Raw genomic sequence first — 25,385 nt, forward strand, 5'->3', positions numbered from 1 at the left:
GGGCCGGAAGGGTGGACAACCCTCTCGGCCCCCGCAAGGGTACGACGGATCCGCGCTACCGCATACTCACTGGTCGCGGAAGCGGACGATCTTGACGAACTCGTCGGCGTCCAGCGCCGCGCCGCCGATCAGGGCGCCGTCGACGTCGGGCTGAGCCATGATGGCCGCCACGTTGCCGGACTTCACCGAGCCGCCGTACTGGATGCGGACGGCGTCGGCCAGCTCCTGCGAGTACAGCTCGGCCAGCCGGCGGCGGATCGCCCCGCAGACCTCCTGGGCGTCCTCGGGGGTGGCGACCTCGCCGGTGCCGATGGCCCAGACGGGCTCGTAGGCGATGACGATGGACTCGGCCTGCTCGGCCGGGAGGTCCTTCAGGGCGCCGTCGAGCTGCGCGAGGGTGTACGGGACCTGGTCGCCGGCCTTGCGGACGTCCAGGCCCTCGCCGACGCAGAGGATCGGGGTCAGGCCGTGCTTGTAGGCGGCCTTCACCTTGGCGTTGCAGATCTCGTCACTCTCGCCGTGGTACTGGCGCCGCTCGCTGTGCCCGACGGCCACGTAACGGCAGCGCAGCTTGGCGAGCATCGGGCCGGAGATCTCGCCGGTGTACGCGCCGGAGTCGTGCGCGGAGATGTCCTGGGCGCCGTACTTGATCTTCAGCTTGTCGCCGTCGACCAGGGTCTGCACGGAGCGCAGGTCGGTGAAGGGCGGAAGGACGGCGACCTCGACGGCGTCGTAGTCCTTGTCGGTGAGGGCGAAGGAGAGCTTCTGGACGTGGGCGATGGCCTCGAGGTGGTTGAGGTTCATCTTCCAGTTGCCCGCCATCAGCGGGGTGCGGGTGGTCATCGGGGTTAGCCCTCCAGTGCGGCGAGGCCGGGAAGCGTCTTGCCCTCGAGGTATTCGAGGCTGGCACCGCCACCGGTCGAAATGTGTCCGAAAGCGTTCTCGTCGAAGCCCAGGATGCGGACGGCGGCGGCGGAGTCACCGCCGCCGACGACGGTGAACGCCGGGGAGTCGATGAGCGCCTGGGCCACCGCCCGGGTGCCCTCGGCGTAGTCGGGGTGCTCGAAGACGCCCATCGGGCCGTTCCAGAAGACGGTGGCCGTGTCGGCGAGCTTCGAGGCGTAGAGCTTGCGGGACTCGGGGCCGATGTCCAGGCCCATCTGTCCTGCGGGGATGGCGTCGGCGGCCACCGTGGCGGGGTGCGCCGGAGCCTTGGTCTTCATGTCCGGGAACTCCCCGGCGACCAGCACGTCGACGGGGAGCACGAACTCCACGCCGCGCTCCTTCGCCCGCTCGATGTACTCCTTGACGACCGGGATCTGGTCCTCCTGGAGGAGCGAGGCGCCGACCTCGTGCCCCTGGGCGGCGAGGAAGGTGAAGACCATGCCGCCGCCGATCAGGATGCGGTCGGCCTTCTCCAGCAGATGGTCGATGACGCCGAGCTTGTCGGAGACCTTGGCCCCGCCGAGGACGACGGCGTACGGGCGCTTGACGTCGGTGGTGAGCTTCCTGAGGACGCCGACCTCGGTGGCGATGAGGTAGCCCGCGTAGTGCGGCAGGCGCGCCGGGAGGTCGTAGACGGAGGCGTGCTTGCGGTGTACGGCCCCGAAGCCGTCGCCCACGTACACATCCGCCAGCTCGGCCAGCCGGTCGGCGAAGGCGCCGCGCTCGGCGTCGTCCTTGGAGGTCTCACCGGCGTTGAAGCGGAGGTTCTCGACGACGGCGACCTGGCCGTCGGTGAGGCCCGCGACGGTGGCGCGGGCGGAGTCGCCCACGGTGTCGGTGGCGAAGGCGACGTCGGCGCCGAGGAGTTCACCGAGGCGCGCGGCGGCGGGTGCCAGCGAGAACGCCGGGTCCGGGGCGCCCTTGGGGCGGCCCAGGTGCGAGGCGACGACGACGCGCGCGCCGGCTTCGGCGAGTGCCGCGACGGTCGGCAGGACGGCTCGGATCCGGCCGTCGTCGGTGATGGTGGTGCCGTCCAGCGGCACGTTGAGGTCGGCGCGGACGAATACCCGCCTGCCGGCGACCCCTTCGGTGAGAAGTTCGTCGATCGTCTTCATCTGGTCTTCCGTTACTCCTTGCAAGGACGGATGAACATGCTAAGAGGCTCGACCGGCGCGTCGTTGCGCCGGTCGAGCCCCTTGCTCACATCGTGGTGCCGCCGACCCCGAGGATCAGAGCTGGCTGCCGACGAAGACCGTCAGGTCGACGAGGCGGTTGGAGTAACCCCACTCGTTGTCGTACCAGCCGAGGATCTTCACCGTGTTCCCCTCCTGGACCATGGTCAGGGAGGAGTCGAAGGTGCAGGACGACGGGTCGCCGACGATGTCCGAGGAGACGATCGGGTCCTCGGTGTACGTCAGGAAGCCCTTGAGGGCACCGTCGTCGGAGGCCTTCTTGAACGCGGCGTTGACCTCGTCCTTGGTGACCTCGCGGTCCAGGGTGACGACGAGGTCGGTGGCGGAACCGGTCGGGACCGGGACGCGCATGGCGATGCCGTCGAGCTTGCCCTTGAGCTGCGGGAGGACCAGGGCGGTGGCCTTGGCGGCACCGGTCGTGGTCGGAATGATGTTCTCGGCGGCGGCGCGGGCGCGACGCAGGTCCGAGTGCGGGAAGTCCAGGATGCGCTGGTCGTTGGTGTACGCGTGGACCGTCGTCATCAGGCCCTTGACGATGCCGAAGTTCTCGTCGAGAACCTTGGCCATCGGCGCCACGCAGTTGGTGGTGCAGGAGGCGTTGGAGATGACGTGGTGGTTGGCCGCGTCGTACTTGTCCTGGTTGACGCCCATGACGATGGTGATGTCCTCGTCCTTGGCCGGAGCCGAGATGAGGACCTTCTTGGCGCCACCGGCGATGTGCTTCTCGGCGTCGGCCTTCTTGGTGAAGATGCCGGTCGACTCGATGACGATGTCGACACCCAGCTCACCCCAGGGGATGTCGGCCGGGTTGCGCTCGGAGAGCACCTTGATCGTGTGACCATCGACGGTGATGGTGTCGGCGGTGTGGCTGACCTCTGCCTTGAGACGACCCAGGATGGTGTCGTACTTCAGCAGGTGGGCCGTGGTCGCAGTGTCACCCAGGTCGTTGACAGCCACGATCTCGATGTCCGCACCCTGCTCGAGCAGCGCGCGGAAGTAGTTGCGACCGATGCGGCCGAAGCCGTTGATGCCTACGCGGATCGTCACGAACCGATCTCCTCGTATAGGTACGCCGGTTTCTGAAGCCGACGAGGTGTATAGGGATGTCCCCGACCGCTATCGACCCTACCTCTCCGAGGCCCCTGGGGTGACATCGAGAGGGCCGGTACACGCCACGGAAAACAGCGGAGGCCCGTACTCCCCAGTAGGGTGCACGGGCCTCCGTTCAGGGTGCGGGACCTTGGTCCCGAAGCGGCCCGGGACGTTGGTCCCGGGCCGCCGACGGCTCAGCCGACCAGACCGTCCGCCATCTCCTCGCTGAGCGTCGCCTCCGTGCCGGGGATGCCGAGATCCTGGGCGCGCTTGTCGGCCATGGCCAGCAGTCGGCGGATCCGCCCGGCGACGGCGTCCTTGGTGAGCGGCGGGTCGGCCAGGGCGCCCAGCTCCTCCAGGGATGCCTGCTTGTGCTCCATGCGCAGCCGGCCGGCCGCCGCGAGGTGCTCGGGGACCTCCTCGCCGAGGATCTCCAGCGCGCGCCCCACCCGGGCCCCGGCGGCGACGGCAGCGCGGGCCGAGCGGCGCAGGTTGGCGTCGTCGAAGTTGGCCAGCCGGTTGGCCGTGGCGCGGACCTCGCGCCGCATCCGGCGCTCCTCCCAGGCCAGCACCGACTCGTGGGCGCCGAGCCGGGTGAGCAGGGCGCCGATGGCGTCACCGTCGCGGACGACGACCCGGTCGACCCCCCGCACCTCGCGGGCCTTGGCCGCGATGGAGAGCCTGCGGGCCGCGCCGACCAGGGCGAGGGCCGCCTCGGGGCCGGGGCAGGTGACCTCCAGCGAGGAGGAGCGGCCGGGCTCGGTGAGCGAGCCGTGTGCGAGGAACGCCCCGCGCCAGGCGGCCTCGGCGTCGCAGGTGGCCCCCGAGACCACCTGCGGCGGCAGCCCGCGGATGGGGCGGCCGCGGCCGTCCACCAGGCCGGTCTGGCGGGCCAGCTGGTCGCCGCCGGCCACCACCCGTACGACATAGCGCGAGCCGCGCCGCAGCCCGCCGGGGGCCATCACGATCAGCTCCGAGCTGTGCCCGAAGATCTCGAGGATGTCGCGCTTGAGCCGGCGCGCCGCCATCGCGGTGTCCAGCTCGGCCTCGATCACAATGCGGCCGCTCACCAGGTGCAACCCGCCCGCGAACCGAAGAATCGCCGAGACCTCTGCTTTCCTGCAGCAGGTCCGGGTGACGGGAAGCCGAGAGATTTCGTCCTTCACCGCTGGCGTCATCGCCATGGGCCGATCCTTCCATGCATCCGAAAAATACGGTCGTACGCGGCGGCCAACAGCTCCTGATCATGGACCGGAAGGCCGTCGGGCGATGCCACCGGCGCCAGCTCGACCGCGGCCCCGAGCCGCTGGGCGGCGTCGTCGAGCGCTGCGCGGTCGGGCACGGCTGCCGCGTCGGCCAGCACCACGTCCAAGGCGAGTTTAGGGGCGTGTCGTCCCAAAACCTCCACATGACGCTGCGGTGAGAACCCCTCGGTTTCCCCGGGCTGTGGTGCGAGATTCAACGAGAGGACCTTGCGGGCCTTGGTGGTGACCAGTGCGTCGAGCAGCTCCGGCACCAGAAGGTGCGGGATCACCGAGGAGAACCAGGAGCCGGGGCCGAGGACCACCCAGTCGGCGTCCAGGACCGCGGCGACGGCCTCCGGGACGGCCGGCGGGTCGGGCGGGACGACGTGCACCGACTGCACCTCGCCCGGGGTGAGCGCCACGGTGGCCTGGCCGCGCACGGTGACGATCGCGTCGGGCAGCTCGGGGTCGTGGCCCTTGACCAGTGCCTGGAGCTCCAGCGGCACGGCGGACATGGGCAGCACCCGCCCGTGCGCGCCGAGCAGCTTGCCGACCAGGTCGAGCGCCTGGACATGGTCGCCCAGCTGCTCCCACAGGGCCACGATCAGCAGATTGCCGACCGCGTGCTCGTGCAGGTCGCCCTTGGACTCGAAGCGGTGCTGGATGACCCGGGACCAGGTGCGGCCCCAGTCGTCGTCGCCGCAGAGCGCGGCGAGCGCCTTGCGCAGGTCGCCGGGGGGCAGGACGCCCAGCTCCTCGCGCAGCCGACCGCTGGAACCGCCGTCGTCCGCGACGGTGACCACGGCCGTGAGGTCGCCGGTGATCCGTCGCAGCGCCGCCAGGGACGCCGAGAGGCCCATGCCGCCGCCGAGCGCGACGACCTTGGGCTGCCCACCGCGTCTGCGGCCGGAGAGTGCCGCGCCCGCGCGGCTCAGCCGACGCATCCGCAGATTGCGACCGGTCACTCGCGCCCCATGTCCCGGTGGACGAGGACGGTCTCGATCCCTTCGGCGGCCAGGCGGGCCGAGAGCTTCTCCGACATGGCGACGGAGCGGTGCTTGCCGCCCGTGCACCCCACGGCGATGGTCACGTACCGCTTGCCCTCGCGGCGGTAGCCGGCGGCGATCAGCTGGAGCAGCTCCGTGTACTGGTTGAGGAACTCCTTGGCGCCCGGCTGGTCGAAGACGTAGCCGGAGACCTCCTCGTTGAGGCCGGTGAAGGGGCGCAGCTCGGGGACCCAGTGCGGGTTGGGCAGGAAGCGGCAGTCGACGACGAGGTCGGCGTCGACGGGCAGGCCGTACTTGTAGCCGAAGGACATCACCGTGGCACGAAGCTCCGGCTCGGACTCGCCCGCGAACTGGGCGTCCATCTTGGCCCGCAGCTCGTGCACGTTGAGGCTGGAGGTGTCGATGACCAGGTCGGCGTCGCCGCGCAGCTCGCGCAGCAGGTCGCGCTCGGCGGCGATGCCGTCGACGATGCGGCCGTCGCCCTGGAGGGGGTGCGGGCGGCGGACCGACTCGAAGCGGCGGACCAGGGCGTCGTCGGAGGACTCCAGGAAGACGATCCTCCGGGTGACGTGCTTGGCCTCCAGGTCCGCGAGGGATTCGCGGAGGTTGTCGAAGAAGCGGCGGCCGCGCACGTCGACGACGACGGCGATCCGCGCCACGTTGCCCTGGGAGCGGGCGCCCAGCTCCACCATGGTGGGGATCAGCGCGGGCGGCAGGTTGTCGACGACGAACCAGCCGAGGTCCTCCAGACACTTGGCGGCGGTGCTGCGGCCGGCGCCGGACATGCCGGAGATGATCACCAGCTCGGGGATGGCCGGCAGCGCTGCCTCGCCCGTCTCGTTCGTGGTGTTCGTACTCACGTCTGCTCCGTCTGCTCGGTCTGTTCGTTCGTGCTGCTGCTGGTGGCCGGGGTCTCCGGGGCGGGTGGTGGCGCCCCGGTGGGCGGCCCTGTCGATGGGTTCGCTCATGACGTGGCCCCGTCGTCCTCTTCCATGATCTCTCCTGTGGCCGTGTTCACGGCAGGGGCCGCGGGAGCTGCCGCGGCGAGGGCGGCCGCCACCGATTCGGCCGTCCGGCGCCCTATCCCGGGGACCTGGCAGATCTCCTCGATTGTCGCCTGCCGGAGCTTCTTCACGGAGCCGAAGTGCTTGATCAGCGCCTGTTTGCGGGTCTCACCGAGCCCGGCCACGTCGTCCAGGGGGCTGGAGCGGATGCGCTTGGCCCGCTTGGAGCGCTGGTAGGTGATGGCGAAGCGGTGGGCCTCGTCGCGCACCCGCTGGAGGAGGTAGAGCCCCTCGCTGGAGCGGGGCAGGACGACGGGGTCGTCGTCATCGGGGAGCCAGACCTCCTCCAGTCGCTTGGCCAGGCCGCAGACGGCGATGTCGTCGATGCCCAGCTCGTCCAGGGCGCGCCGGGCGGCGGCGACCTGGGGCTGTCCGCCGTCGACCACGACGAGCTGCGGCGGATAGGCGAACCGCTTGGGGCGGCCGTCGTCCTCGCGGGGCTCGCTGTCGCCGGCCGGCAGCGGGACGCCCTCCCGGGCCGGGTCCGGGGCCGCGGGGACCTGGACGGGGTGCGGGGCCTCCCCCGAGGCCGGCGGGGTCTGCTCCCACTCCCCCGTGCGCGCCTTCTCCTGGAGGTAGCGCCTGAAGCGGCGGCCGATCACCTCGTGCATCGAGCGGACGTCGTCCTGTCCCTCGAAGCCCTTGATCTGGAAGCGGCGGTACTCGCTCTTGCGGGCGAGGCCGTCCTCGAAGACCACCATGGAGGCCACCACGTCGTCGCCCTGGAGATGGGAGACGTCGTAGCACTCGATGCGCAGCGGGGCGGTGTCCAGACCGAGCGCCTCCGCGATCTCCTCCAGCGCCCGGGAGCGGGTGGTCAGGTCGGAGGCGCGCTTGGTCTTGTGCAGGCCGAGCGCCTGCTGGGCGTTGCGCTGGACCGTCGCCATCAGGTCCTTCTTGTCGCCGCGCTGCGGGATGCGCAGGCTGACCTGGGCGCCCCGGCGCTCGGCGAGCCACTGGGCGACCGCCGCGGTGTCCTCGGGCAGGGCGGGCACCAGGACCTCCTTGGGGACGGCGTCCCCGCGCTCCTCCCCGTACAGCTGCTGGAGGGCGTGCTCGACGAGGCCTGCGGTGTCGACCGCCTCGACCTTGTCGGTGACCCAGCCGCGCTGGCCGCGGACCCGCCCGCCGCGCACGTGGAAGATCTGGAGGGCGGCCTCCAGCTCGTCCTCCGCGACGGCGATCAGATCGGCGTCGGTGGCGTCCGCGAGGACGACGGCGCTCTTCTCCATGGCCCGCTTGAGGGCCCCGGCGTCGTCCCGGAGTCGGGCGGCGCGCTCGTACTCCATCTCCTCGGCCGCCTGCATCATGTCCTTCTCCAGGCGGCGGATGTAGGTGCCGGTGCGCCCGGCCATGAAGTCGCAGAAGTCCTCGGCCAGCGCCCGGTGTTCCTCGGGGGTGACCCGGCCGACGCAGGGGGCCGAGCACTTGTCGATGTACCCGAGGAGGCAGGGGCGGCCGGTGCGCGCGGCGTTCTTGAAGACCCCGGCGGAGCAGGTGCGGACGGGGAAGACCCGGAGCATCAGGTCGACCGTCTCGCGGATGGCCCAGGCGTGCCCGTACGGACCGAAGTAGCGCACGCCCTTCCGCTTGGCCCCGCGCATCACCTGGACGCGGGGGAACTCCTCGTTCAGCGTGACGGCGAGATAGGGATAGCTCTTGTCATCCCGGTACTTGACGTTGAACCGGGGGTCGAACTCCTTGATCCAGGTGTACTCCAGCTGGAGCGCCTCGACCTCGGTGGAGACGACCGTCCACTCGACGGAGGCGGCGGTCGTGACCATGGTGCGCGTGCGCGGGTGGAGATGGGCCAGGTCCTGGAAGTAGTTGGCGACGCGCTGGCGGAGGTTCTTGGCCTTCCCGACGTAGATCACCCGGCGGTGCTCGTCGCGGAACTTGTAGACCCCCGGGGAGTCGGGGATCTGCCCCGGGCTGGGGCGGTAGCTGGAGGGGTCTGCCATGCCTCACACCCTACTTGCGGGGTGTGACAGCGCGTCGTCCTCCAGGGCACGGGGCGGTGTGCTCCCCGGTACGGGGGCTCCGGGGCGCCGGGGGGTGTCGGCGCCCCGGAGCACGGCTCAACGGCCGTGGGCCGCGCTCCGGGGACGTGCTGGACGGGCAGGGCGTACTGGGCGTACGGCCCCGGAGCGTTCCCTCCGCTCAGGCGTCCGGGGCGCCGCCCTGCCGGGTGCGGTTCCGGCGGCCCACGGCGGCGGCGCCGCAGAGGGCGAGGGCGAGCAGGGCCCCGGCCCCGGCGACCGTGGAGACCGCTCCCAGGGCGGTGTCGGGCGTGCCCGCGGCCGTGGTCGTGTCCGGCTCGTCGGCGGGCGCGGGGCCGGGGGCCGGTGCCTGGGCGCCGAGTGCGGCTTCCGGGGCCCGGGCGCCGGGGGCGGGGGCCTGCCCGGTATCCGCACCCGCGGCCTCGGGGCCGTAGCCTCCCGCCTTGCCGGACTTCGCGTACCCGGAGCCGGGCAGCTTGTCGCCGTACGCCTCCTTCACCCGGGCCCGGTAGGCGTCGAGTGTGATCCCCCCGGTCCCCACGGCGGCCTTCGCGTCCTGGTCCAGCGGCAGGACCCGGGAGGCGTCGTGGACGTACCAGGCGTCGATCTGCGGTTCGCGGAAGACCGTGCCGCCGGGGAGCGCGCGGGCCCCCTGGGCGGTGTAGCGGGCCTCGTCGTCGCCGGTGGCGATGTTCACCACCTGCCACTTCCCGCTGCCGCCGGACCCGGGGACGGTCCACAGGGAGGCCTTCTGGCCGTCGGAGGAGACGGCGGTGGCGGCGAGGTAGTCCAGGGTGCTCGGCGCGGCCCCCGGCTTCCCGGCGACGAACGCGGCCGAGAGGGTCCGCACCGGCACGGTCCCCGCCTCGATACGCGGTGCCGCCGCCGTACGGGCCACCGCGCCCTCCCGGGCGAAGAACCGGGACAGGGTGTCCAGGGTCGCCGGTGCTGAGGCCGCCTCGTGGGCGGCTGCCAGCGTGGCGGCGGTCAGCACGGGCGGGGCGGGCGTCCCGTCGGCGGGCGGCCCGTCGGCGGAGGCCACAGGTGCGGCGGCGAGCAGGACGGTCGCGGCGAGTGCGGTGGCGGCGGCGAGGCGCCGGGTGGTCGCGGTCATGTCCTCACACCCCGATCCGGTAGAGCGAGTGGGTCCAGGAGAACTGGTTGTTGTTCACGTACCAGGAGTGGGAGGCCCAGTTGTAGCGGTCGCTGGAGGGCCACGGGTCGCCCCAGTAGACCCAGCTGTTGGCGTCGTCGTACCCGTAGATGACGTGCATGTGCCCGCCGCCGGACGACCACTGGATGCGGGTCTCGATGGGCCGCCGGGCGGATATCTCGCTCTGCACGGTCGGGTAGCGCAGCCAGCCCGTGACGTAACTGCCGGGCCGGACGCCGGTCCAGGACAGCCCGGTCTGGACGTTGCCGAGGGTGGCCTGCGAGTTGGGGCACTCGGTGTTCTGGTTCCGGTTGAAGGAGGCGTTGCAGAACTGGTTCTGGGAGTAGCTGCGGCCGAACCAGGCGGCGATGGTGTTGCCGCCGGCCGCCCAGCACCAGTTGCTCTTCTGCTGGGCCTGCATGGTGATGTTGAGGCGCTGGGCGGCGGCGATGGCGACCCCGCCGTCCTGGGCGGCGGGCTCTGCTGCCGCGGCGGTGGCGGTGGCCGCGGGGACGGCGAGAAGGGCGGCGGCCAGGAGGGCGGTGGACGAAAGCCTTCGTGGCCGGATTCTTCGGTTGCGCATGGCGTTCCTCCCAAGGCGGGGGCACAACAGGGGGGTGGGGATCGGAGGAGCGCGTCCGGACGCTGATGAGAAGGATCGATCGTTGTCCGGAACAGGTCAACACGCTTCAATACGGAGTGACATCACGGTGTGAACGGCGCGACGGCCGTGTGAACGGCGCAGCCCCGTCACCTGCTCCCCCGCATCCCCCGGGGGCGGTGTCCCCTCTCCCCCACGTGAACGTTCACCGGAGGCGCCCTATGCGGCACACCGAGAGAGAACTCGCCCGCATCCTGCACACCGGCCCCTTCCATCTGGCCCTGCGCACCGCCCTCTCCGTGCGCGGGCTCCCCCTCCACCGGGTGCAGCACCATCTGGCCCACCGGGGCGTCAAGCTCGGGGTGACCAGCCTGAGTTACTGGCAGCAGGGCGTACGCCGACCCCGGCGCCCGGAGTCGCTGCGGGCCGTCCGCGCGCTGGAGGACGTGCTGGCGCTGCCGGACGACTCGTTGCTGCGGCTGCTGCGGGACGGTGGTCCGGGTGCGGACGGGGAGCGTCCGGCGGCCCGCCCGTACCGCTCGCTGCTGGAGTCCTCGGGCGCGGTGGAACGGCTGCTGGCGGCGATGGAGTCACCGGTGGACGGCGGGCTGCACACCGTGGACCACCAGGAGCGGGTACGGATCGGGGCACGGCGGGAGCTGGCGGGCCGCACCTCGCTCCATCTCGTACGCGCCCACCGGGACGGGATCGACCGCTATCTGGCCATCCACCGCGGGGACCCGGGGTGCGACCCCTCGCGGGTCGCCGTGCGGGCCGGGGAGAACTGCCGGCCCGGGCGGGTGCGCTGGGACGCCGAGGCGGGGGTGCTGGTGGCGGAACTGCTCTTCGACACCCGGCTCCGGTCGGGCGAGACGTACCTCTTTAGCTACGGCTTCGAGGACGGTACCGGAGGGCCCAGCGACGAGTACGTACGGGGCTTCACCTTCGGGGGTGGGCAGTACGTGCTCCAGATCGGCTTCGACGAGGCCGCGCTGCCGGTGCGGTGCCGCCGGTTCGAGCAGTCCTCGGCCGGGGCGGCCCGCGCGGCCCGCCGTGACCTCACGCTCACGGGACTCCACCGGACCGTGCACGTGGTGGAGGAGGGCGTACGGCGGGGGCTCGTCGGCATCGACTGGGACTGGGACTGACCGCCCCGAGGGCGGAGTTGGGGTGGTGCCCGGTCGGCGGGGCCGTGAGCCGTGCGGAGGCGGCTTCAGGCGACCGGGCCGCACCGCGGTGGGCTTCAGGCGTCCCCGGCCGTACCGCGGCGGACTTCAGGCGTCCGGATCGAACCCCGGTGTCAGGCGTCCGGGCCCGCGACGAGCTTTCCGCCCTCGGCCGTGACCGGGACGGCGGGCAGCGGCACGGTGGCCGGGCCCTGGAGGACCTCACCGGTGGTCGTGTCGAACCGGCTGCCGTGGCAGGCGCAGTGGCCCTCGGTGCCCTCGATCTTGGTCAGGACGCAGCCGCCGTGGGTGCACTGGGCGCTGAACGCCTTGTACTCCCCCTTGGCCGGGCAGCTGACGACGAGGCGCTGCTCCCGGTAGAGCTTGGCGCCGCCGACGGGCACCTCGGAGGCCTCACCGAGGGCGACGGGGGCGGTGGGGGTGGGCTGCTTGGCGTGGCCGAGCTTGGACTCGGTCGAGCAGGCGGCGGCCCCCAGCCCGGCGGCACCGGCGAGCGCGGCGCCCTTCAGCACGGTACGGCGGGCGGCGGGCAGGCCGGGCATGCGAACTCCACGGATCGTTGGTCGCGGTGGTGCGGTTCGGGGTGGTGCGGGCGTCGCCGGAGAGGCAGGGAGGCGACGAGAGCCGCGGCCGCCCGTTCCCCGCCGGTGACGGAACCGACGATACCGGCGGGGAACGGACGGCCTGCGGCCGGGCCTGCCTCCGGTGGGCCGCCCACCCACTGCGGCGGCCCACCGGAGAGGGGCCGTGCCGGGCGTCGCGGGCCCGGTCAGGATCCGCCGGACACGCCCTGACGCCGTGCGGACGCCCGGGCACCCCACGCATACCCCGTGCGGGAGGCAGGCGCTCGGCTCGCACCGTGCGGGCGCTCGGGCGTCCTGGGATCACGCCTTGCGGGCGCGCGTCGCCTTCTTCGCGGCGGCCTTGGTGGCGGTCGCCTTCTTGGTCGCCGTGGCCTTGGTCGCCGTGGCCTTGGTCGCCGTGGCCTTGGTCGCCGTGGCCTTGGTCGCCGTGGCCTTCTTGGTGGCGGCGGTCTTCCTCGGTGCCGCCGCCTTCTTCGCCGTGGCCGTCCGACGAGCCGCGCTCCGCCCCGACGGGACCGCGGCCTCGCTGATCCGGTCCGCGTCCAGGATCCCCTGGAGGAACTTCCCGGTGTGGCTGGCGGGGACCGATGCGACCTGCTCCGGCGTGCCCTCGGCCACGACCAGACCGCCGCCGTTGCCGCCTTCGGGGCCCATGTCGATGACCCAGTCGGCGGTCTTGATGACGTCCAGGTTGTGCTCGATGACGATCACCGAGTTGCCCTTGTCGACCAGGCCGGAGAGGACGGTGATCAGCTTGCTGATGTCCTCGAAGTGGAGACCGGTGGTCGGCTCGTCGAGGACGTAGACCGTCCGCCCGGTGGAGCGCTTCTGCAGCTCGCTCGCCAGCTTGACGCGCTGCGCCTCGCCGCCGGAGAGGGTCGGCGCGGACTGCCCGAGCCGGACGTAGCCGAGGCCGACGTCGTTGAGCGTACGGAGGTGGCGGGCGATGGCCGGGACGGCCTCGAAGAACTCCAGGCCCTCCTCGATCGGCATGTCCAGCACCTCGGCGATGGACTTGCCCTTGTAGTGGACCTCCAGGGTCTCCCGGTTGTAGCGCGCACCGTGGCAGACCTCGCACGGGACGTACACATCGGGCAGGAAGTTCATCTCGATCTTGATCGTGCCGTCGCCGGAGCAGTTCTCGCAGCGACCGCCCTTGACGTTGAAGGAGAAGCGGCCCGGCAGATAGCCGCGCACCTTCGCCTCCATCGTCTCCGCGAACAGCCTGCGGACGTGGTCGAAGACCCCGGTGTACGTCGCCGGGTTGGACCGGGGGGTCCGGCCGATCGGGGACTGGTCGACATGGACCACCTTGTCGACGAGGTCGTCGCCGTCGACCCGGGTGTGGCGGCCGGGGACCGACTTGGCGCCGTTCAGCTCGCGGGCCAAGTGGGTGTAGAGGATGTCGTTGACCAGGGTCGACTTCCCGGAGCCGGAGACTCCGGTGACGGCGGTGAGCACACCGAGCGGGAAGGAGACGTCGATGTCGTGCAGGTTGTTCTCGCGGGCGCCGTGCACGGTGAGGCTGCGGGCCGGGTCGACCGGGCGGCGGACGTCCGGCGTCGGGATGGACCGCTTGCCGGAGAGGTACTGCCCGGTGACCGACTCCTTGTTGGAGAGCAGCTCCTTGAGCGAGCCGGAGTGGACGACCTTGCCGCCGTGCTCACCGGCGCCCGGGCCGATGTCGACGACCCAGTCGGCCACCTTGATGGTGTCCTCGTCGTGCTCGACCACGATGAGCGTGTTGCCCATGTCGCGGAGGCGGACCAGGGTCTCGATCAGCCGGTGGTTGTCGCGCTGGTGGAGGCCGATGGACGGCTCGTCCAGGACGTACAGCACGCCGACCAGGCCGGAGCCGATCTGGGTGGCCAGCCGGATGCGCTGGGCCTCGCCGCCGGAGAGGGTGCCGGCCGCGCGGTTGAGCGAGAGGTAGTCCAGGCCGACGTCGACCAGGAACTTCAGCCGCTCGTTGACCTCCTTGAGGACGCGCTCGGCGATCTTCTTGTCGCGTGCGTTCAGCTTGAGGCGGCCGAGGAACTCGGCGCACTCGCTGATCGACATCGCGGAGACCTCGGCGATGGACCTCTCCATCACCGTCACCGCGAGGACGATCGGCTTGAGCCGGGAGCCCTCGCAGGTGGGGCAGGGCACCTCGCGCATGTAGCCCTCGAAGCGCTCGCGGCTGGAGTCGCTCTCGGCCTCGGTGTGGCGCCGCTTGACGAACTGGACCGCGCCCTCGAAGGCGGGGGTGGTGTAGGCGCGCTCGCGCCCGTACCGGTTGCGGTAGCGGACCTCGGTCTGGATCTTGTGTCCGAAGAGCAGGGCCTTCTTGGCGCGCTGCGGGAGTCCGGCCCAGGGGATGTCCGTACGGAAGCCGAGGGCCTTGGCCAGGGCCCCGATCAGCCGGCCGAAGTACTCCTTGGTGTGGCCGTGGGACCAGGGGTGGATCGCCCCTTCGTCGAGCGACTTCTCCTCGTCCGGGACGATCAGCTCCGGGTCGACCTCCATGCGGGTGCCGATGCCGGTGCAGTCCGGGCAGGCGCCGAAGGGCGAGTTGAAGGAGAAGGAGCGCGGCTCCAGCTCCTCGAAGGAGAGGTCGTCGTAGGCGCAGTAGAGGTGCTCGGAGTACATCCGCTCACGCTCGGGGTCGTCCTCGGGGAGGTCGACGAAGTCGAGGACGACCATGCCGCCGGAGAGGCCGAGGGCGGTCTCCACCGAGTCGGTGAGGCGGCGCTTGGCGCTGTCCTTGACGGTGAGGCGGTCGACGACCACCTCGATGGTGTGCTTCTCCTGCTTCTTGAGCGTGGGCGGCTCGGAGAGCTGGATGGTGGCACCGTCGACCCGGGCGCGGCTGTACCCCTTGGTCTGGAGGTCGGCGAAGAGGTCGACGAACTCTCCCTTGCGCTCGCGGACGAGCGGCGAGAGGACCTGGAAGCGGCTGCCCTCGGGCAGGCCGAGGACCTTGTCCACGATGGCCTGGGGCGACTGGCGGGCGATGGGACGGCCGCACTCGGGGCAGTGCGGCTTGCCGATCCGGGCGAAGAGCAGGCGGAGGTAGTCGTAGACCTCCGTGATGGTGCCGACCGTCGAGCGCGGGTTGCGCGAGGTCGACTTCTGGTCGATGGAGACGGCCGGGGAGAGACCCTCGATGAAATCGACGTCCGGCTTGTCCATCTGGCCGAGGAACTGCCGGGCGTACGAGGAGAGGGACTCCACATAGCGCCGCTGGCCCTCGGCGAAGATCGTGTCGAACGCGAGGGACGACTTGCCCGACCCGGAGAGCCCGGTGAAGACGATGAGGGAGTCACGGGGGAGATCGAGCGAGACGTTCTTCAGGTTGTGCTCGCGCGCGCCACGGACGATGAGACGGTCGGCCACGCCGGTCCGCACCTTTCTGGAGAGAGACGGGGGAACTGAGCCCCCGATCCAGGTTATGGGGGGCGCCACAGCGATGGGGAAGCTTTGTCTCCTCCGAGCGTATAGCACGCACATTCGATTTACGGTCGCCCTGGAACACCTTCACCCGAACGAGTGGCGGAGCTAGGCTCGGCCGCATGATGGATCATGCGCATGACCTGGCAGCTGTACGCGAAGCGACCGATCGGCTGCTCGGCGAAGCGGGGAAGTGGGACGAGGCCGCACTCGCCGAGCCGTCACGGCTGCCCGGGTGGAGCCGGGGCCACGTTCTGGCCCACCTGTCACGTAACGCCGACGCGCTCGGAAATGTTCTCCGCGGGCTGCCGATGTACGCGAGCAGCGAAACCCGGGACGCCGACATCGCGTCCGGCGCCACCCGCTCCCTGGCCGAGCAGGTGGCCGACTTCCGGGAGAGCGCCGACGGCTTCCAGGCGGTGGCGGCGGAACCGGCGGACTGGTCCCGTACGGTCACCCTGCGCAACGGCGTGACGGACTCCGCTTCCCGCGTCCCCTTCCGCCGGCTGATCGAACTGGAGATCCACCACGTCGACCTGGACGTCGGCTACGAGCTGGAGGACCTGCCGGGCGGCTTCACCGAGCGGGAGATCGTCTTCCTCACCGACCGCTTCACCGGCCACCCGGACGTCCCCGCCACCACGGTGACCGCCGAGGACGGCCGGACCTGGACCACCGGCGGCGGGACGGACGGCCCGGCCGTGTCGGTACGGGGCACGGCGGCCGACCTCCTCGGCTGGCTGGCCGGCCGCCGCGACGGCTCCGCGCTGACCGTCACCGGGGGCGCACTGCCCGCGCTGCCCCCGCTGTAGGTCGCCGTGCCCGCGGGGTCCGGCCGGTTCCCCTCGGACACCGTCCGGCCCCGGCGGCGACGGATTAGGGTGAACGGTATGACGTACAGCGGAGCGGTGAAGGTCGGCGGACCGGCGAGCGTGCACGAACTGGCGGATCTGATGATCTCCAAGGTCGCCGTGGGTGCCATGGACAACAACGCCTATCTGCTGCGCTGCCGGGCCACCGGCGAGCAGCTCCTGATCGACGCGGCGGCCGAGCCCGCCACCCTGCTCTCCCTGATCGGTGACGACTCCATCGCGTCCGTCGTCACCACCCACCGCCACGGTGACCACTGGCAGGCCCTAGCCGAGGTGGTGACGGCCACCGGCGCCCGTACGTACGCGGGCCGGTACGACGCCGAGGGCATCCCGGTCCCCACGGACGTGCCTGTGGAGGACGGCGACACGATCACCGTCGGCCGGGTGGAGCTGACCGCCCGCCACCTGACGGGCCACACCCCCGGCTCGATCGCCCTGGTCTACGACGACCCGCACGGGGCCCCGCACCTGTTCACCGGGGACTGCCTCTTCCCCGGCGGGATCGGCAACACCCATCAGGACCCCGAGGCCTTCGTGAGCCTCCTGAACGACGTCGAGACGAAGCTCTTCGACCGGCTCCCCGACGAGACCTGGGTCTACCCGGGCCACGGCAACGACACGACCCTCGGCGCCGAGCGGCCGCATCTGCCGGAGTGGCGCGCGCGGGGCTGGTGACCCCGGCCCGTTCTCCCCGGAGCCGGTGCGGCTCCGCACCGCTCTCCCGTACACGCACAGCGGCCGGGACGGACGGCTTCCGCCGTTCCGCCCCGGCCGCTGCCGGTGACTCCCTGCGCAGCTCCCGGCTGCCCCGGGTCAGCTGCTGACGCTCTCCGGCTGCTCGTCGGTCGCGCCGACGCTCTTCGCCTTGGCCGCCGCCTCGGCTTCCGCCGCCTCCTGCTTCCTGTTGGCGATCAGGCTGGTGATCGTGGTGACGACCAGGACGCCGCAGATGACGGTGAGGGAGAACGGGATGGAGATCTCGGGCACGTGCACCCCGGACTCGTGCAGGGCGTGCAGCACCAGCTTGACGCCGATGAAGCCGAGGATCACCGACAGGCCGTAGCTGAGGTGGACCAGCTTCTTCAGCAGACCGCCGATGAGGAAGTACAGCTGGCGCAGACCCATCAGCGCGAACGCGTTGGCCGTGAAGACGATGTACGGGTCCTGGGTCAGGCCGAAGATCGCCGGGATCGAGTCCAGCGCGAACAGGACGTCGGTGGTGCCGATGGCGAGCATGACCACCATCAGCGGTGTCAGGACGCGCTTGCCGTTCCGCTGGATGAAGAGCTTCGTGCCGTGGTACTGGTCCGCGACCCCGAAGCGCTTCTCGATCGACTTGAGGAGACGGTTCTCCTCGAACTCCTCTTCCTCCTCGTCGGCCCGCGCCTCCTGGATGAGCTTCCAGGCGGTGTAGATCAGGAACGCGCCGAAGATGTAGAACACCCACGAGAAGTTCGCGATGACGGCGGCACCGGCCGCGATGAAGATCGCCCGGAGCACCAGGGCGATCAGCACACCGATGAGCAGCACCCGCTGCTGGAGGTGCGAGGGCACCGAGAACTTCGCCATGATCAGGACGAAGACGAAGAGGTTGTCGACGCTCAGCGACTTCTCGGTGATGAATCCGGCGAAGAACTCGCCGGAGGCCTGGCTGTTGCCGAACACCAGCAGGCCGAGGCCGAAGAGAACGGCCAGCGCGATCCAGACGACCGTCCAGATCCCGGCTTCCTTGGTCGACACGTCATGCGGCTTGCGCCCGATGAAGAAGTCGACGGCGATCAGGGCGGAGAGACCGATGATGGTCACAGCCCAAAGAGTCCATGAAACGTCCACTGCGCCTCCGGCAGTTCGCTACGGCTACTGATCAGCGTCGTCGCTGCCGGAGGTCTCTTCCACCCTGGCGACACGGGATGCGCGCCGGGCCGACGCCCCGGGACCGGTCACGGTCCGTACTGACGGGACGTCGCGTAAGGAGTACTCCCCTCCGTGGACCGAACAGTACAGGCACGGCCAAGCGCAGGTAAAGAAAATAGTAAAGAGATTACCAAATGCGCAGGTCGGAATGGTGTTCGGAGATCAGCGGCCAGCGGCTCCGCGGGCCGTCGCGACCGCCGCGAGGACCTGCTCCAGGACGCGGCTGCCCGGCGGCACGACCGGCGGCTCATAGGTCCACGCGTGACCGACCCAGGGGTCCGCGAGGTGGTTGTCCGCGACCGGGGTGATCCGCAGCAGCGAACGCCACAGCGGGTCCAGCACCGGACCGTACGCACTCGCGTCTTCGCGGTCCGCCACCATCAGCAGATGGACACCGACGGCCGGGCCCTCGTCGGCGAGGTACCGGAGCTGGGTGACGGCCCGGTCGTCGAAGCCGTGCGGGAAGTCGTTGACGACCAGGAGCTGCTCACCGGTGTCCAGGTCGGGCGGGAGCGAGTCGGCCGCACCGGCCCGGACCGCCATCTGCACCAGGTCCACCCGGCGGGTCAGATGGGCCAGGACCGAGGCCACGCCCTGGGCCCCGGCGGCCGGAGGCCCGGCGAGGACGCCCGCGTCGACCAGTGGCGCCAACGGGCCCGCCGCCGCGCCCGCCGGGTCGATGACGTGCACCGAGAACTCCCCGGGCGGATAGACCGAGAGCAGCCGGGCCGCGTGCAGGACGGCGGTCTCCATCGCCTGACGGCGGAGCCGGCCGCCGTCCATGAGCGCGGCGGCCTCGGAGGCCGTACGCCCGCTGTCCACCCATATCCCCCGCTCCAGCGGCAGCCGGACCAGCAGCGGGACGCGCAGGTCGGTGCGCTCGGGCAGATGGAGGTCGCCCAGGCGCAGGGCCATCGGCAGCTCCATCGGGATGCGGTGGGCATGCCAGACGGGGTTGCCCCACCCGGCGTACGCGGCCGGGAGCGCGGGCTCGACGACCGCGGCCTCGGCGGCCAGCTGGCCGAGGTCCCGGTCCAGCGCCTCCCGGGCCCGGGCGGTCAGCTCGTCGCGCTTGGCACGGGCCTCCTCGCGGGCCCGGTCGCCCGCGCCGCCGATCCGGTTGCGCGGGTCGGAGAGGGCGCGGTCCAGCTCCTGGCCCATCCGGGACTCGGCGAAGTCCACGGCGCTGCGGTAGGCGGCGACGGCCCGGGCCAGGTCCTCGAACATGCCCCAGATCTGGTTGTAGAGCCGCTCGTCCATCGACCAGCCGGTGGCGTCCCCGGCCACCGGCTGGGGCGCCTGCCCGGGCTGCGCGGGCGCCGGGGCGGGCGGCGGAGCGGGCGGGGCCGGCGGCGCGGTGGGGCGGCGCCGGGGGTGAGCGTAGTTGATGGGGCCACCGGGGTGAGGGACGCCTGGGGCGGGTGCCGTGGGTGTGCCTGCGGTGGGGGAGGTGGTCGGCGTGGGCGTGCCGGAAGCGGGGGCGACCGGGTCTGTGACGGGGCGGGGGCCCGTGCCGGCGCCGGAGGGCGCGGTGGGCGGCGTGTGCGGTTCCGACGTCTGCCGTACGCGGTCGGCTTCGGGGGTGCGGGGCGGTGGCGGGGGGACCGAGCGGGCCAGGGAGCGGGCGACCGCCTCCTGGATGGCGGCGGCCAGCCCGGCGGCACCGGGCAGGCCCTGGTCCGCGAGCATCTCGGCCAGCCCGGCCGCGTACCCCTGTCCGACGGCCCGGACCTTCCAGGCGCCGTGGCGGCGGTACAGCTCCAGGGCGTTGACCGCGGTCTCGGCGTCCAGGCCGGTGAGCGTGAACGTGGCGATCTCGGTGCCGTCGAGTCCGGTGACGGCGGCAAAGGGCGCGGCGGTGGCGCCGAACCTGGCCGGTCCTCCGGTACCCACCGGGAGGGCGAGCAGCACGGTGACCCGGTGCACCGCCTCGGGCAGGGCCTCCAGGTCGACGGCGAGGCGGTGGCCGGCCGCGGCCTGCCGGGAGACCTCCAGGCCGGGGAGGCGGTGCGCGCCGGGGTGGGCGACCCACTCGACGCCGCGTACCGTACCGCTCTCGTCGGCGAGGGTGGCGCCGGCCACGACGGGTGAGCCCGCCGAGATCCGGATCTCCAGACGGGTCTGGGGCAGGGTGTGGTTCTGCCCCCGGACCAGTTCGGCCGTCATTGCGCTGTCCCCCTCGACGATGTGCGGTGCGCCGGGCCCCGCGCGGTGCAGCTCCCGGAGGCGGTGCCTCCGGGAGCTGCACGTGCCGGTGCCGGCCTGTTCCGGTCCCGTCCGCCTACAGGTGCGGAAGGATGGACGGCATCAGGTCCTGGAACGTGCGGCCGTTGGCCGGGTTTCCGAGGGCGGTCATCTGCCATCCGCCGCCGACGCGGTGGACCTTGGCCATGATCTGGGCGGTGTACTGGCCGCCGCCGTCCAGGGTGTACCGGGCCAGCTCCTGGCCGTTGGTCTCGTCGACGATGCGGCAGAAGGCGTGTCGGACCTCCTGGAACGTCTGGCCGGTGAAGGAGTTCACCGTGAAGACGATCTGGTCGATGTGGACCGGGACGCGCTGGAGGTCGACGAGGATCGCCTCGTCGTCGCCGCCGGAACCGGCGCCGCCGACCAGGTTGTCGCCGGTGTGCTTGACCGAGCCGTCGTCACTGACCAGGTGGCGGAAGAAGACGACGTCGACGGGCTGCTTGTCGGCGAAGAGCACCGCCGAGGCGTCCAGGTCGATCTCCCGGGTGCGCGAGCCGAACAGGCCGCGGCGCGGAGCCGCCTGCCAGCCGAGCCCCATCCGTACCGCGGTCAGGGTCCCCCCGTCGCCCTTCTGCAGGCTGATGGCCTGCCCCTTGGTCATATTGACCGTCACGCGCTGTCCCCTCTCCGCATTGCCCCGCAACCGTCCGTGTGCGGTTTCCCCGCACCCTACGCATTCCCCCCGGCGCGGCAGCAGGTTCGGTCCGTTTTTGTGTCGGTCTTGCAACACACCGCGCGGGCACGGCGGTAGCCCCGTGCCCGGTGGGCGGGGCCTCAGGCGAGGCCCGCCTCCTTCATCTGGCGCAGCTCCTTCTTCAGTTCGCCCACCTCGTCGCGGAGCCGGGCGGCCACCTCGAACTGGAGGTCGGCTGCGGCGGCCCGCATCCGGTCCGTCATCTCCTCGATGATCCCTGCCAGTTCGGTCGCGGGGCGGTCGCCGACGACCGCCGCGCCCTTGGCCTTGCCCCTGGTGCCCGCCCTGGCGCCGCCCCTGGCCGTCTGGGTGCCGAGCGTCGGGACCGGCGTCTTGGGCTCCCCGCCCTGGCGGTAGCCGGTGCCGAGGAGCTTCTCGGTGTCGATCTCCTCGCGGGCGATGGTCGCGACGATGTCGTTGATCTTCTTGCGCAGCGGCTGCGGGTCGATGCCGCGCTCGGTGTTGTAGGCGATCTGCTTCTCGCGGCGTCGGTTGGTCTCGTCGATCGCCTGCGCCATCGCCGGGGTGACCTTGTCCGCGTACATATGGACCTGACCGGAGACGTTGCGCGCCGCGCGGCCGATGGTCTGGATGAGCGAGGTGCCGGAGCGCAGGAAGCCCTGTTTGTCGGCGTCGAGGATGGCCACGAGGGAGACCTCGGGGAGGTCGAGCCCCTCGCGGAGGAGGTTGATGCCGACCAGGACGTCGTACTCGCCGGAGCGCAGCTCGCGCAGCAGCTCGATGCGGCGCAGGGTGTCGACGTCGCTGTGGAGGTAGCGGACCTGGATGCCCAGCTCCAGGAAGTAGTCGGTGAGGTCCTCGGACATCTTCTTGGTGAGGGTGGTGACCAGGACGCGTTCGTCGCGCTCGGTGCGGGTGCGGATCTCGTGCACCAGGTCGTCGATCTGGCCCTCGGTGGGCTTGACGACGATCTCGGGGTCGACCAGGCCGGTGGGGCGGATGATCTGCTCGACGAAGCCGTCGCCCCGAGAGAGCTCGTACTTCCCCGGGGTGGCGGAGAGGTAGACGGTCTGGTCGATCCGCTTCAGGAACTCCTCCCATTTCAGGGGGCGGTTGTCCATGGCGGACGGCAGCCGGAAGCCGTGGTCGACGAGGGTCCGCTTGCGGGAGGCGTCGCCCTCGTACATCGCGCCGATCTGCGGCACGGTGACGTGCGACTCGTCGAGGACGAGCAGGAAGTCCTCGGGGAAGTAGTCGAGGAGGGTGTTGGGGGCGGTGCCGGGGGCCCGCTCGTCGAAGTGCATCGAGTAGTTCTCGACGCCGGAGCAGCTGCCGATCTGGCGGAGCATCTCGATGTCGTACGTGGTGCGCATGCGCAGCCGCTGGGCCTCCAGCATCTTGCCCTGCTTCTCCAGCTCGGCCAGACGCTCCTCCAGTTCCTGCTCGATGCCCCGGACCGCCCGCTCCAGCCGCTCGGGACCCGCGACGTAGTGGCTGGCGGGGAAGACGTGGACCACGGGGTCCTCGCTGATGACCTCGCCGGTGAGCGGGTGAAGGGTGGAGAGCGCCTCGATCTCGTCCCCGAACATCTCGATGCGGACGGCCAGCTCCTCGTAGACCGGGAAGATCTCGACGGTGTCGCCCCGGACCCGGAAGGTGCCGCGGGTGAAGGCGAGGTCGTTGCGCGTGTACTGCATCTCCACGAACCGGCGCAGCAGCTGGTCGCGGTCGATCTCCTCGCCGACCTTGAGCTGGACCATGCGGTCCACGTACTCCTGGGGGGTGCCGAGGCCGTAGATGCAGGAGACGGAGGCGACCACGACGACGTCGCGCCGGGTGAGCAGCGAGTTCGTGGCGGAGTGGCGCAGCCGCTCGACCTCCTCGTTGATGGAGGAGTCCTTCTCGATGTAGGTGTCCGACTGCGGGACGTACGCCTCGGGCTGGTAGTAGTCGTAGTACGAGACGAAGTACTCCACCGCGTTGTTCGGCAGGAGCTCGCGGAACTCGTTGGCCAGCTGGGCTGCGAGCGTCTTGTTCGGCGCCATGACCAGGGTGGGGCGCTGCAGCTTCTCGATCATCCAGGCGGTGGTCGCGGACTTGCCGGTGCCGGTCGCGCCGAGCAGGACGACGTCTTTCTCACCGGCGCGGATACGCCGGTCCAGCTCGGCGATGGCCGCCGGCTGGTCGCCGCTGGGCTGGTAGGGACTGACGACCTCGAAGGGCGCCACCGAACGTTCGATCTTGGAAACGGGCCGCATGCAACCACCGTACGGCCCCCCACTGACAACGGCCTCGGATCCGCGCCGAGCGGGCCCTGCGGTCCGCGCCGCACCGGCGGTCGTGCCCTCGCGCGCGGGCGGCGAAGGCGGTCAGTCGGCCCGGGGGTCGGCGGAGACGACGGTGGGCGCACCGGGCTGCAGCTGTACGCCGAGCGCGGCCATGCCCGTGTAGTGCATCCCGGTCACCGCGAGGGCCATCATGACGCCCGCGCCGAGGCGGGAGAGGAGGGTGCGGGGGGAGAGCGCGGACCAGAGGGCGGCGGTGGCGCCGGTGGCGGCGATCAGGACCGAGAGGACGACGAGAGGCGTCTCGTACGTGAAGTGCCCCGGGAAGCGGATCCCCGCCATGCCCAGGTAGTGCGTGGAGGCGATGCCGAGGCCGGTGAGGGCGCCGCCGGTGATCAGCGCCATGCGGGTGGCACCCCGGTACCCGACGACGAAGAGGCCGACCCCGGCCATCACGACGAGCACGACCAGGCCGATGAGCACGTGGGGCCGGTCGCGGGAGAGGGGTGCCTCCACGACGGTGAAGCCCGTGATGGCCACGTGGTGCATGATCCAGATGCCGAAGCCGACGGAGAGCGCGCCGAGCAGCAGCCGGACGGTGCCGGAGAGGTGTGCCGTGCGCGTCGTGCGGGGTGGCCTGATGGCGCAGCGGAGGCCCACCGCGGCCCCCAGGCAGGCCACGAGGAACGCGAGCGCCAGGATCGCCGGGGCATGGGTGAATCCGTCGACCGTTCCCCGCACGCTGGCACACCCTTCCCGAAGGTTGGTTTCGAGAGGGTCCCCAGGGGACGGACTCGGCAGACAGATATCAGGACAAGCATTCTATAGTTGCGATGCCTCTGACGTTCACGCTGCGGTCACCGCCCCCGTACCCCGCGTTGGCAGGCCACCGCCACACTTGTCGTGGCCCCCAACCCCGGTTACGAGGAGTCGACGTGTCGGTCCGCACCACAACCGCCCTGGCCGCAGCCGCGGTCGTGCTCGGCACGGCCGCCGCGACCGTGTTCGGCGTCGGCGCCCTGCTGCCCGGCGCCCAGCCGCGGACGGCGGACGCCCGGACCCCGGACCGGTCGGCGAGCCCCGTCGTCCTGGCCCACCGGGGCGCCTCGGGCTACGCGCCGGAGAACACGCTCGCCGCCGTGGACGCCGCGAAGGCGCTCGGCATCGACTGGGTGGAGAACGACGTCCAGCGCACCAAGGACGGTGAGCTGGTGGTGCTGCACGACACCGACCTGAAGCGCACGACGGACGTCGAGGAGGTCTTCCCCGACCGTGCGCCGTGGGCCGTCAAGGACTTCACCGCCGCGGAGATCGCGAAACTGGACGCGGGCAGCTGGTTCGGGGAGCGGTTCGCGGAGGCCCGGGTGCCGACACTCACCCAGTTCCTGCACCGCCTGGACCGCAACCGGCAGAAGCTGCTCCTGGAGATCAAGAGCCCGGCCACCTATCCGGGCATCGAGCGGGACATCCTGCGGGTGCTGCGCAAGGAAGGGTGGCTGGATCCCTCGCACGTACGCGACCGGCTGGTCATCCAGAGCTTCGGCGCCGACAGCATCAAGGAGGTGCACGCCCTGCGCCCCGACGTGACCACCGGCTTCCTGGGCACCCCCGATGTGGCCGAACTGCCTTCCTACGCGGCGTTCACGGACCAGATCAACCCCTCGTACAAGACGATCGGCGCAGACTACGTGGCGGCCGTGCAGCGGCTCAAGGGCCCCCACGGCAAGCGGCTGCGGGTGAACACCTGGACGGTCGACAGCGCGGCGGACGCGGCAAGGGTCCACGCCTACGGCGTGGACGGCATCATCACCAACTACCCCGACGTGGTGCGCGACGCCACCCGCTGATGCCGTCCTCCGACGGACCCCGCTGACGCGCCCCGTGGTGGCGGGCGGGCCGGGGGCGCCGAC

General features: G+C 71.4%; 20 protein-coding genes. 4 read left to right on the plus strand and 16 right to left on the minus strand.

Features of this window, described 5'->3' with window-relative positions:
* Window positions 1–66 precede the first annotated feature (66 nt).
* The 9 genes from tpiA to AC0682_RS16655 form a co-directional block, all read right to left on the minus strand.
* The gene (tpiA, locus tag AC0682_RS16615) at window positions 67–843 is read right to left on the minus strand and encodes a triose-phosphate isomerase (RefSeq protein ID WP_478533518.1); all 777 of its coding nucleotides are present in this window, start codon (window positions 841–843) and stop codon (window positions 67–69) included.
* Between the two features lie 5 nt (window positions 844–848).
* The gene (locus AC0682_RS16620) at window positions 849–2,060 is read right to left on the minus strand and encodes a phosphoglycerate kinase (RefSeq protein ID WP_478533520.1); all 1,212 of its coding nucleotides are present in this window, start codon (window positions 2,058–2,060) and stop codon (window positions 849–851) included.
* 114 nt (window positions 2,061–2,174) lie between these two features.
* Window positions 2,175–3,185, minus strand: coding sequence for a type I glyceraldehyde-3-phosphate dehydrogenase (gene gap / locus AC0682_RS16625; protein ID WP_254812826.1), 1,011 nt, complete (start codon window positions 3,183–3,185; stop codon window positions 2,175–2,177).
* Between the two features lie 239 nt (window positions 3,186–3,424).
* Entirely contained in the window at window positions 3,425–4,414 is a 990-nt protein-coding gene (gene whiA, locus AC0682_RS16630) for a DNA-binding protein WhiA (RefSeq protein WP_026237545.1), read from the minus strand.
* Window positions 4,405–5,439, minus strand: coding sequence for a gluconeogenesis factor YvcK family protein (locus AC0682_RS16635; RefSeq protein ID WP_254812825.1), 1,035 nt, complete (start codon window positions 5,437–5,439; stop codon window positions 4,405–4,407). Before AC0682_RS16635 ends, whiA begins: the two co-directional genes overlap by 10 nt.
* The gene (rapZ, locus tag AC0682_RS16640) at window positions 5,436–6,449 is read right to left on the minus strand and encodes an RNase adapter RapZ (RefSeq protein WP_478533521.1); all 1,014 of its coding nucleotides are present in this window, start codon (window positions 6,447–6,449) and stop codon (window positions 5,436–5,438) included. Before rapZ ends, AC0682_RS16635 begins: the two co-directional genes overlap by 4 nt.
* A complete protein-coding gene (uvrC, locus tag AC0682_RS16645; protein ID WP_478533522.1) occupies window positions 6,446–8,506 on the minus strand; it encodes an excinuclease ABC subunit UvrC in 2,061 nt (686 codons plus the stop codon). Before uvrC ends, rapZ begins: the two co-directional genes overlap by 4 nt.
* Window positions 8,507–8,705: 199 nt before the next feature.
* Window positions 8,706–9,659 (minus strand): hypothetical protein, encoded by a 954-nt coding sequence (locus AC0682_RS16650; protein WP_478533524.1) that lies wholly within the window; start codon window positions 9,657–9,659, stop codon window positions 8,706–8,708.
* A gap of 4 nt (window positions 9,660–9,663) precedes the next feature.
* The gene (locus tag AC0682_RS16655; RefSeq protein WP_478533525.1) at window positions 9,664–10,281 is read right to left on the minus strand and encodes a papain-like cysteine protease family protein; all 618 of its coding nucleotides are present in this window, start codon (window positions 10,279–10,281) and stop codon (window positions 9,664–9,666) included.
* Between the two features lie 239 nt (window positions 10,282–10,520).
* On the opposite strand from AC0682_RS16655, the gene AC0682_RS16660 reads away from it, so the two are divergent.
* Window positions 10,521–11,447 (plus strand): hypothetical protein, encoded by a 927-nt coding sequence (locus tag AC0682_RS16660; RefSeq protein ID WP_478533527.1) that lies wholly within the window; start codon window positions 10,521–10,523, stop codon window positions 11,445–11,447.
* 152 nt (window positions 11,448–11,599) lie between these two features.
* On the opposite strand, the gene AC0682_RS16665 is transcribed toward AC0682_RS16660, so the two are convergent.
* Both AC0682_RS16665 and uvrA read right to left on the minus strand, forming a co-directional pair.
* Window positions 11,600–12,028: a Rieske (2Fe-2S) protein gene (locus AC0682_RS16665; RefSeq protein ID WP_254812819.1), complete on the minus strand. Its 429-nt coding sequence runs from the start codon at window positions 12,026–12,028 to the stop codon at window positions 11,600–11,602.
* Window positions 12,029–12,370: 342 nt separating this feature from the next.
* Window positions 12,371–15,448 (minus strand): excinuclease ABC subunit UvrA, encoded by a 3,078-nt coding sequence (uvrA, locus tag AC0682_RS16670; RefSeq protein ID WP_478533529.1) that lies wholly within the window; start codon window positions 15,446–15,448, stop codon window positions 12,371–12,373.
* A 176-nt stretch (window positions 15,449–15,624) separates the two neighbouring features.
* On the opposite strand from uvrA, the gene AC0682_RS16675 reads away from it, so the two are divergent.
* Together AC0682_RS16675 and AC0682_RS16680 are read left to right on the plus strand one after the other, a co-directional pair.
* The gene (locus AC0682_RS16675) at window positions 15,625–16,314 is read left to right on the plus strand and encodes a maleylpyruvate isomerase family mycothiol-dependent enzyme (protein ID WP_478533531.1); all 690 of its coding nucleotides are present in this window, start codon (window positions 15,625–15,627) and stop codon (window positions 16,312–16,314) included.
* Window positions 16,315–16,392: 78 nt separating this feature from the next.
* Window positions 16,393–17,049, plus strand: a complete 657-nt coding sequence (locus AC0682_RS16680) for an MBL fold metallo-hydrolase (RefSeq protein WP_478533532.1) — start codon at window positions 16,393–16,395, stop codon at window positions 17,047–17,049.
* 138 nt (window positions 17,050–17,187) lie between these two features.
* On the opposite strand, the gene AC0682_RS16685 is transcribed toward AC0682_RS16680, so the two are convergent.
* The 5 genes from AC0682_RS16685 to AC0682_RS16705 form a co-directional block, all read right to left on the minus strand.
* Window positions 17,188–18,207, minus strand: coding sequence for a TerC family protein (locus AC0682_RS16685; RefSeq protein ID WP_478533533.1), 1,020 nt, complete (start codon window positions 18,205–18,207; stop codon window positions 17,188–17,190).
* A gap of 243 nt (window positions 18,208–18,450) precedes the next feature.
* On the minus strand, window positions 18,451–20,454 hold the full coding sequence (locus AC0682_RS16690; protein ID WP_478533534.1) for a TerD family protein: 2,004 nt from the start codon (window positions 20,452–20,454) through the stop codon (window positions 18,451–18,453).
* A 115-nt stretch (window positions 20,455–20,569) separates the two neighbouring features.
* Window positions 20,570–21,148, minus strand: coding sequence for a TerD family protein (locus AC0682_RS16695; RefSeq protein ID WP_254812813.1), 579 nt, complete (start codon window positions 21,146–21,148; stop codon window positions 20,570–20,572).
* A 161-nt stretch (window positions 21,149–21,309) separates the two neighbouring features.
* On the minus strand, window positions 21,310–23,448 hold the full coding sequence (gene uvrB, locus AC0682_RS16700; RefSeq protein ID WP_478533536.1) for an excinuclease ABC subunit UvrB: 2,139 nt from the start codon (window positions 23,446–23,448) through the stop codon (window positions 21,310–21,312).
* Between the two features lie 111 nt (window positions 23,449–23,559).
* A complete protein-coding gene (locus AC0682_RS16705) occupies window positions 23,560–24,216 on the minus strand; it encodes an MHYT domain-containing protein (protein WP_478533537.1) in 657 nt (218 codons plus the stop codon).
* A gap of 194 nt (window positions 24,217–24,410) precedes the next feature.
* On the opposite strand from AC0682_RS16705, the gene AC0682_RS16710 reads away from it, so the two are divergent.
* A complete protein-coding gene (locus AC0682_RS16710) occupies window positions 24,411–25,322 on the plus strand; it encodes a glycerophosphodiester phosphodiesterase family protein (RefSeq protein ID WP_478533538.1) in 912 nt (303 codons plus the stop codon).
* Window positions 25,323–25,385: the final 63 nt, after the last annotated feature.

This window comes from Streptomyces sp. NPDC043746 (assembly GCF_056436485.1).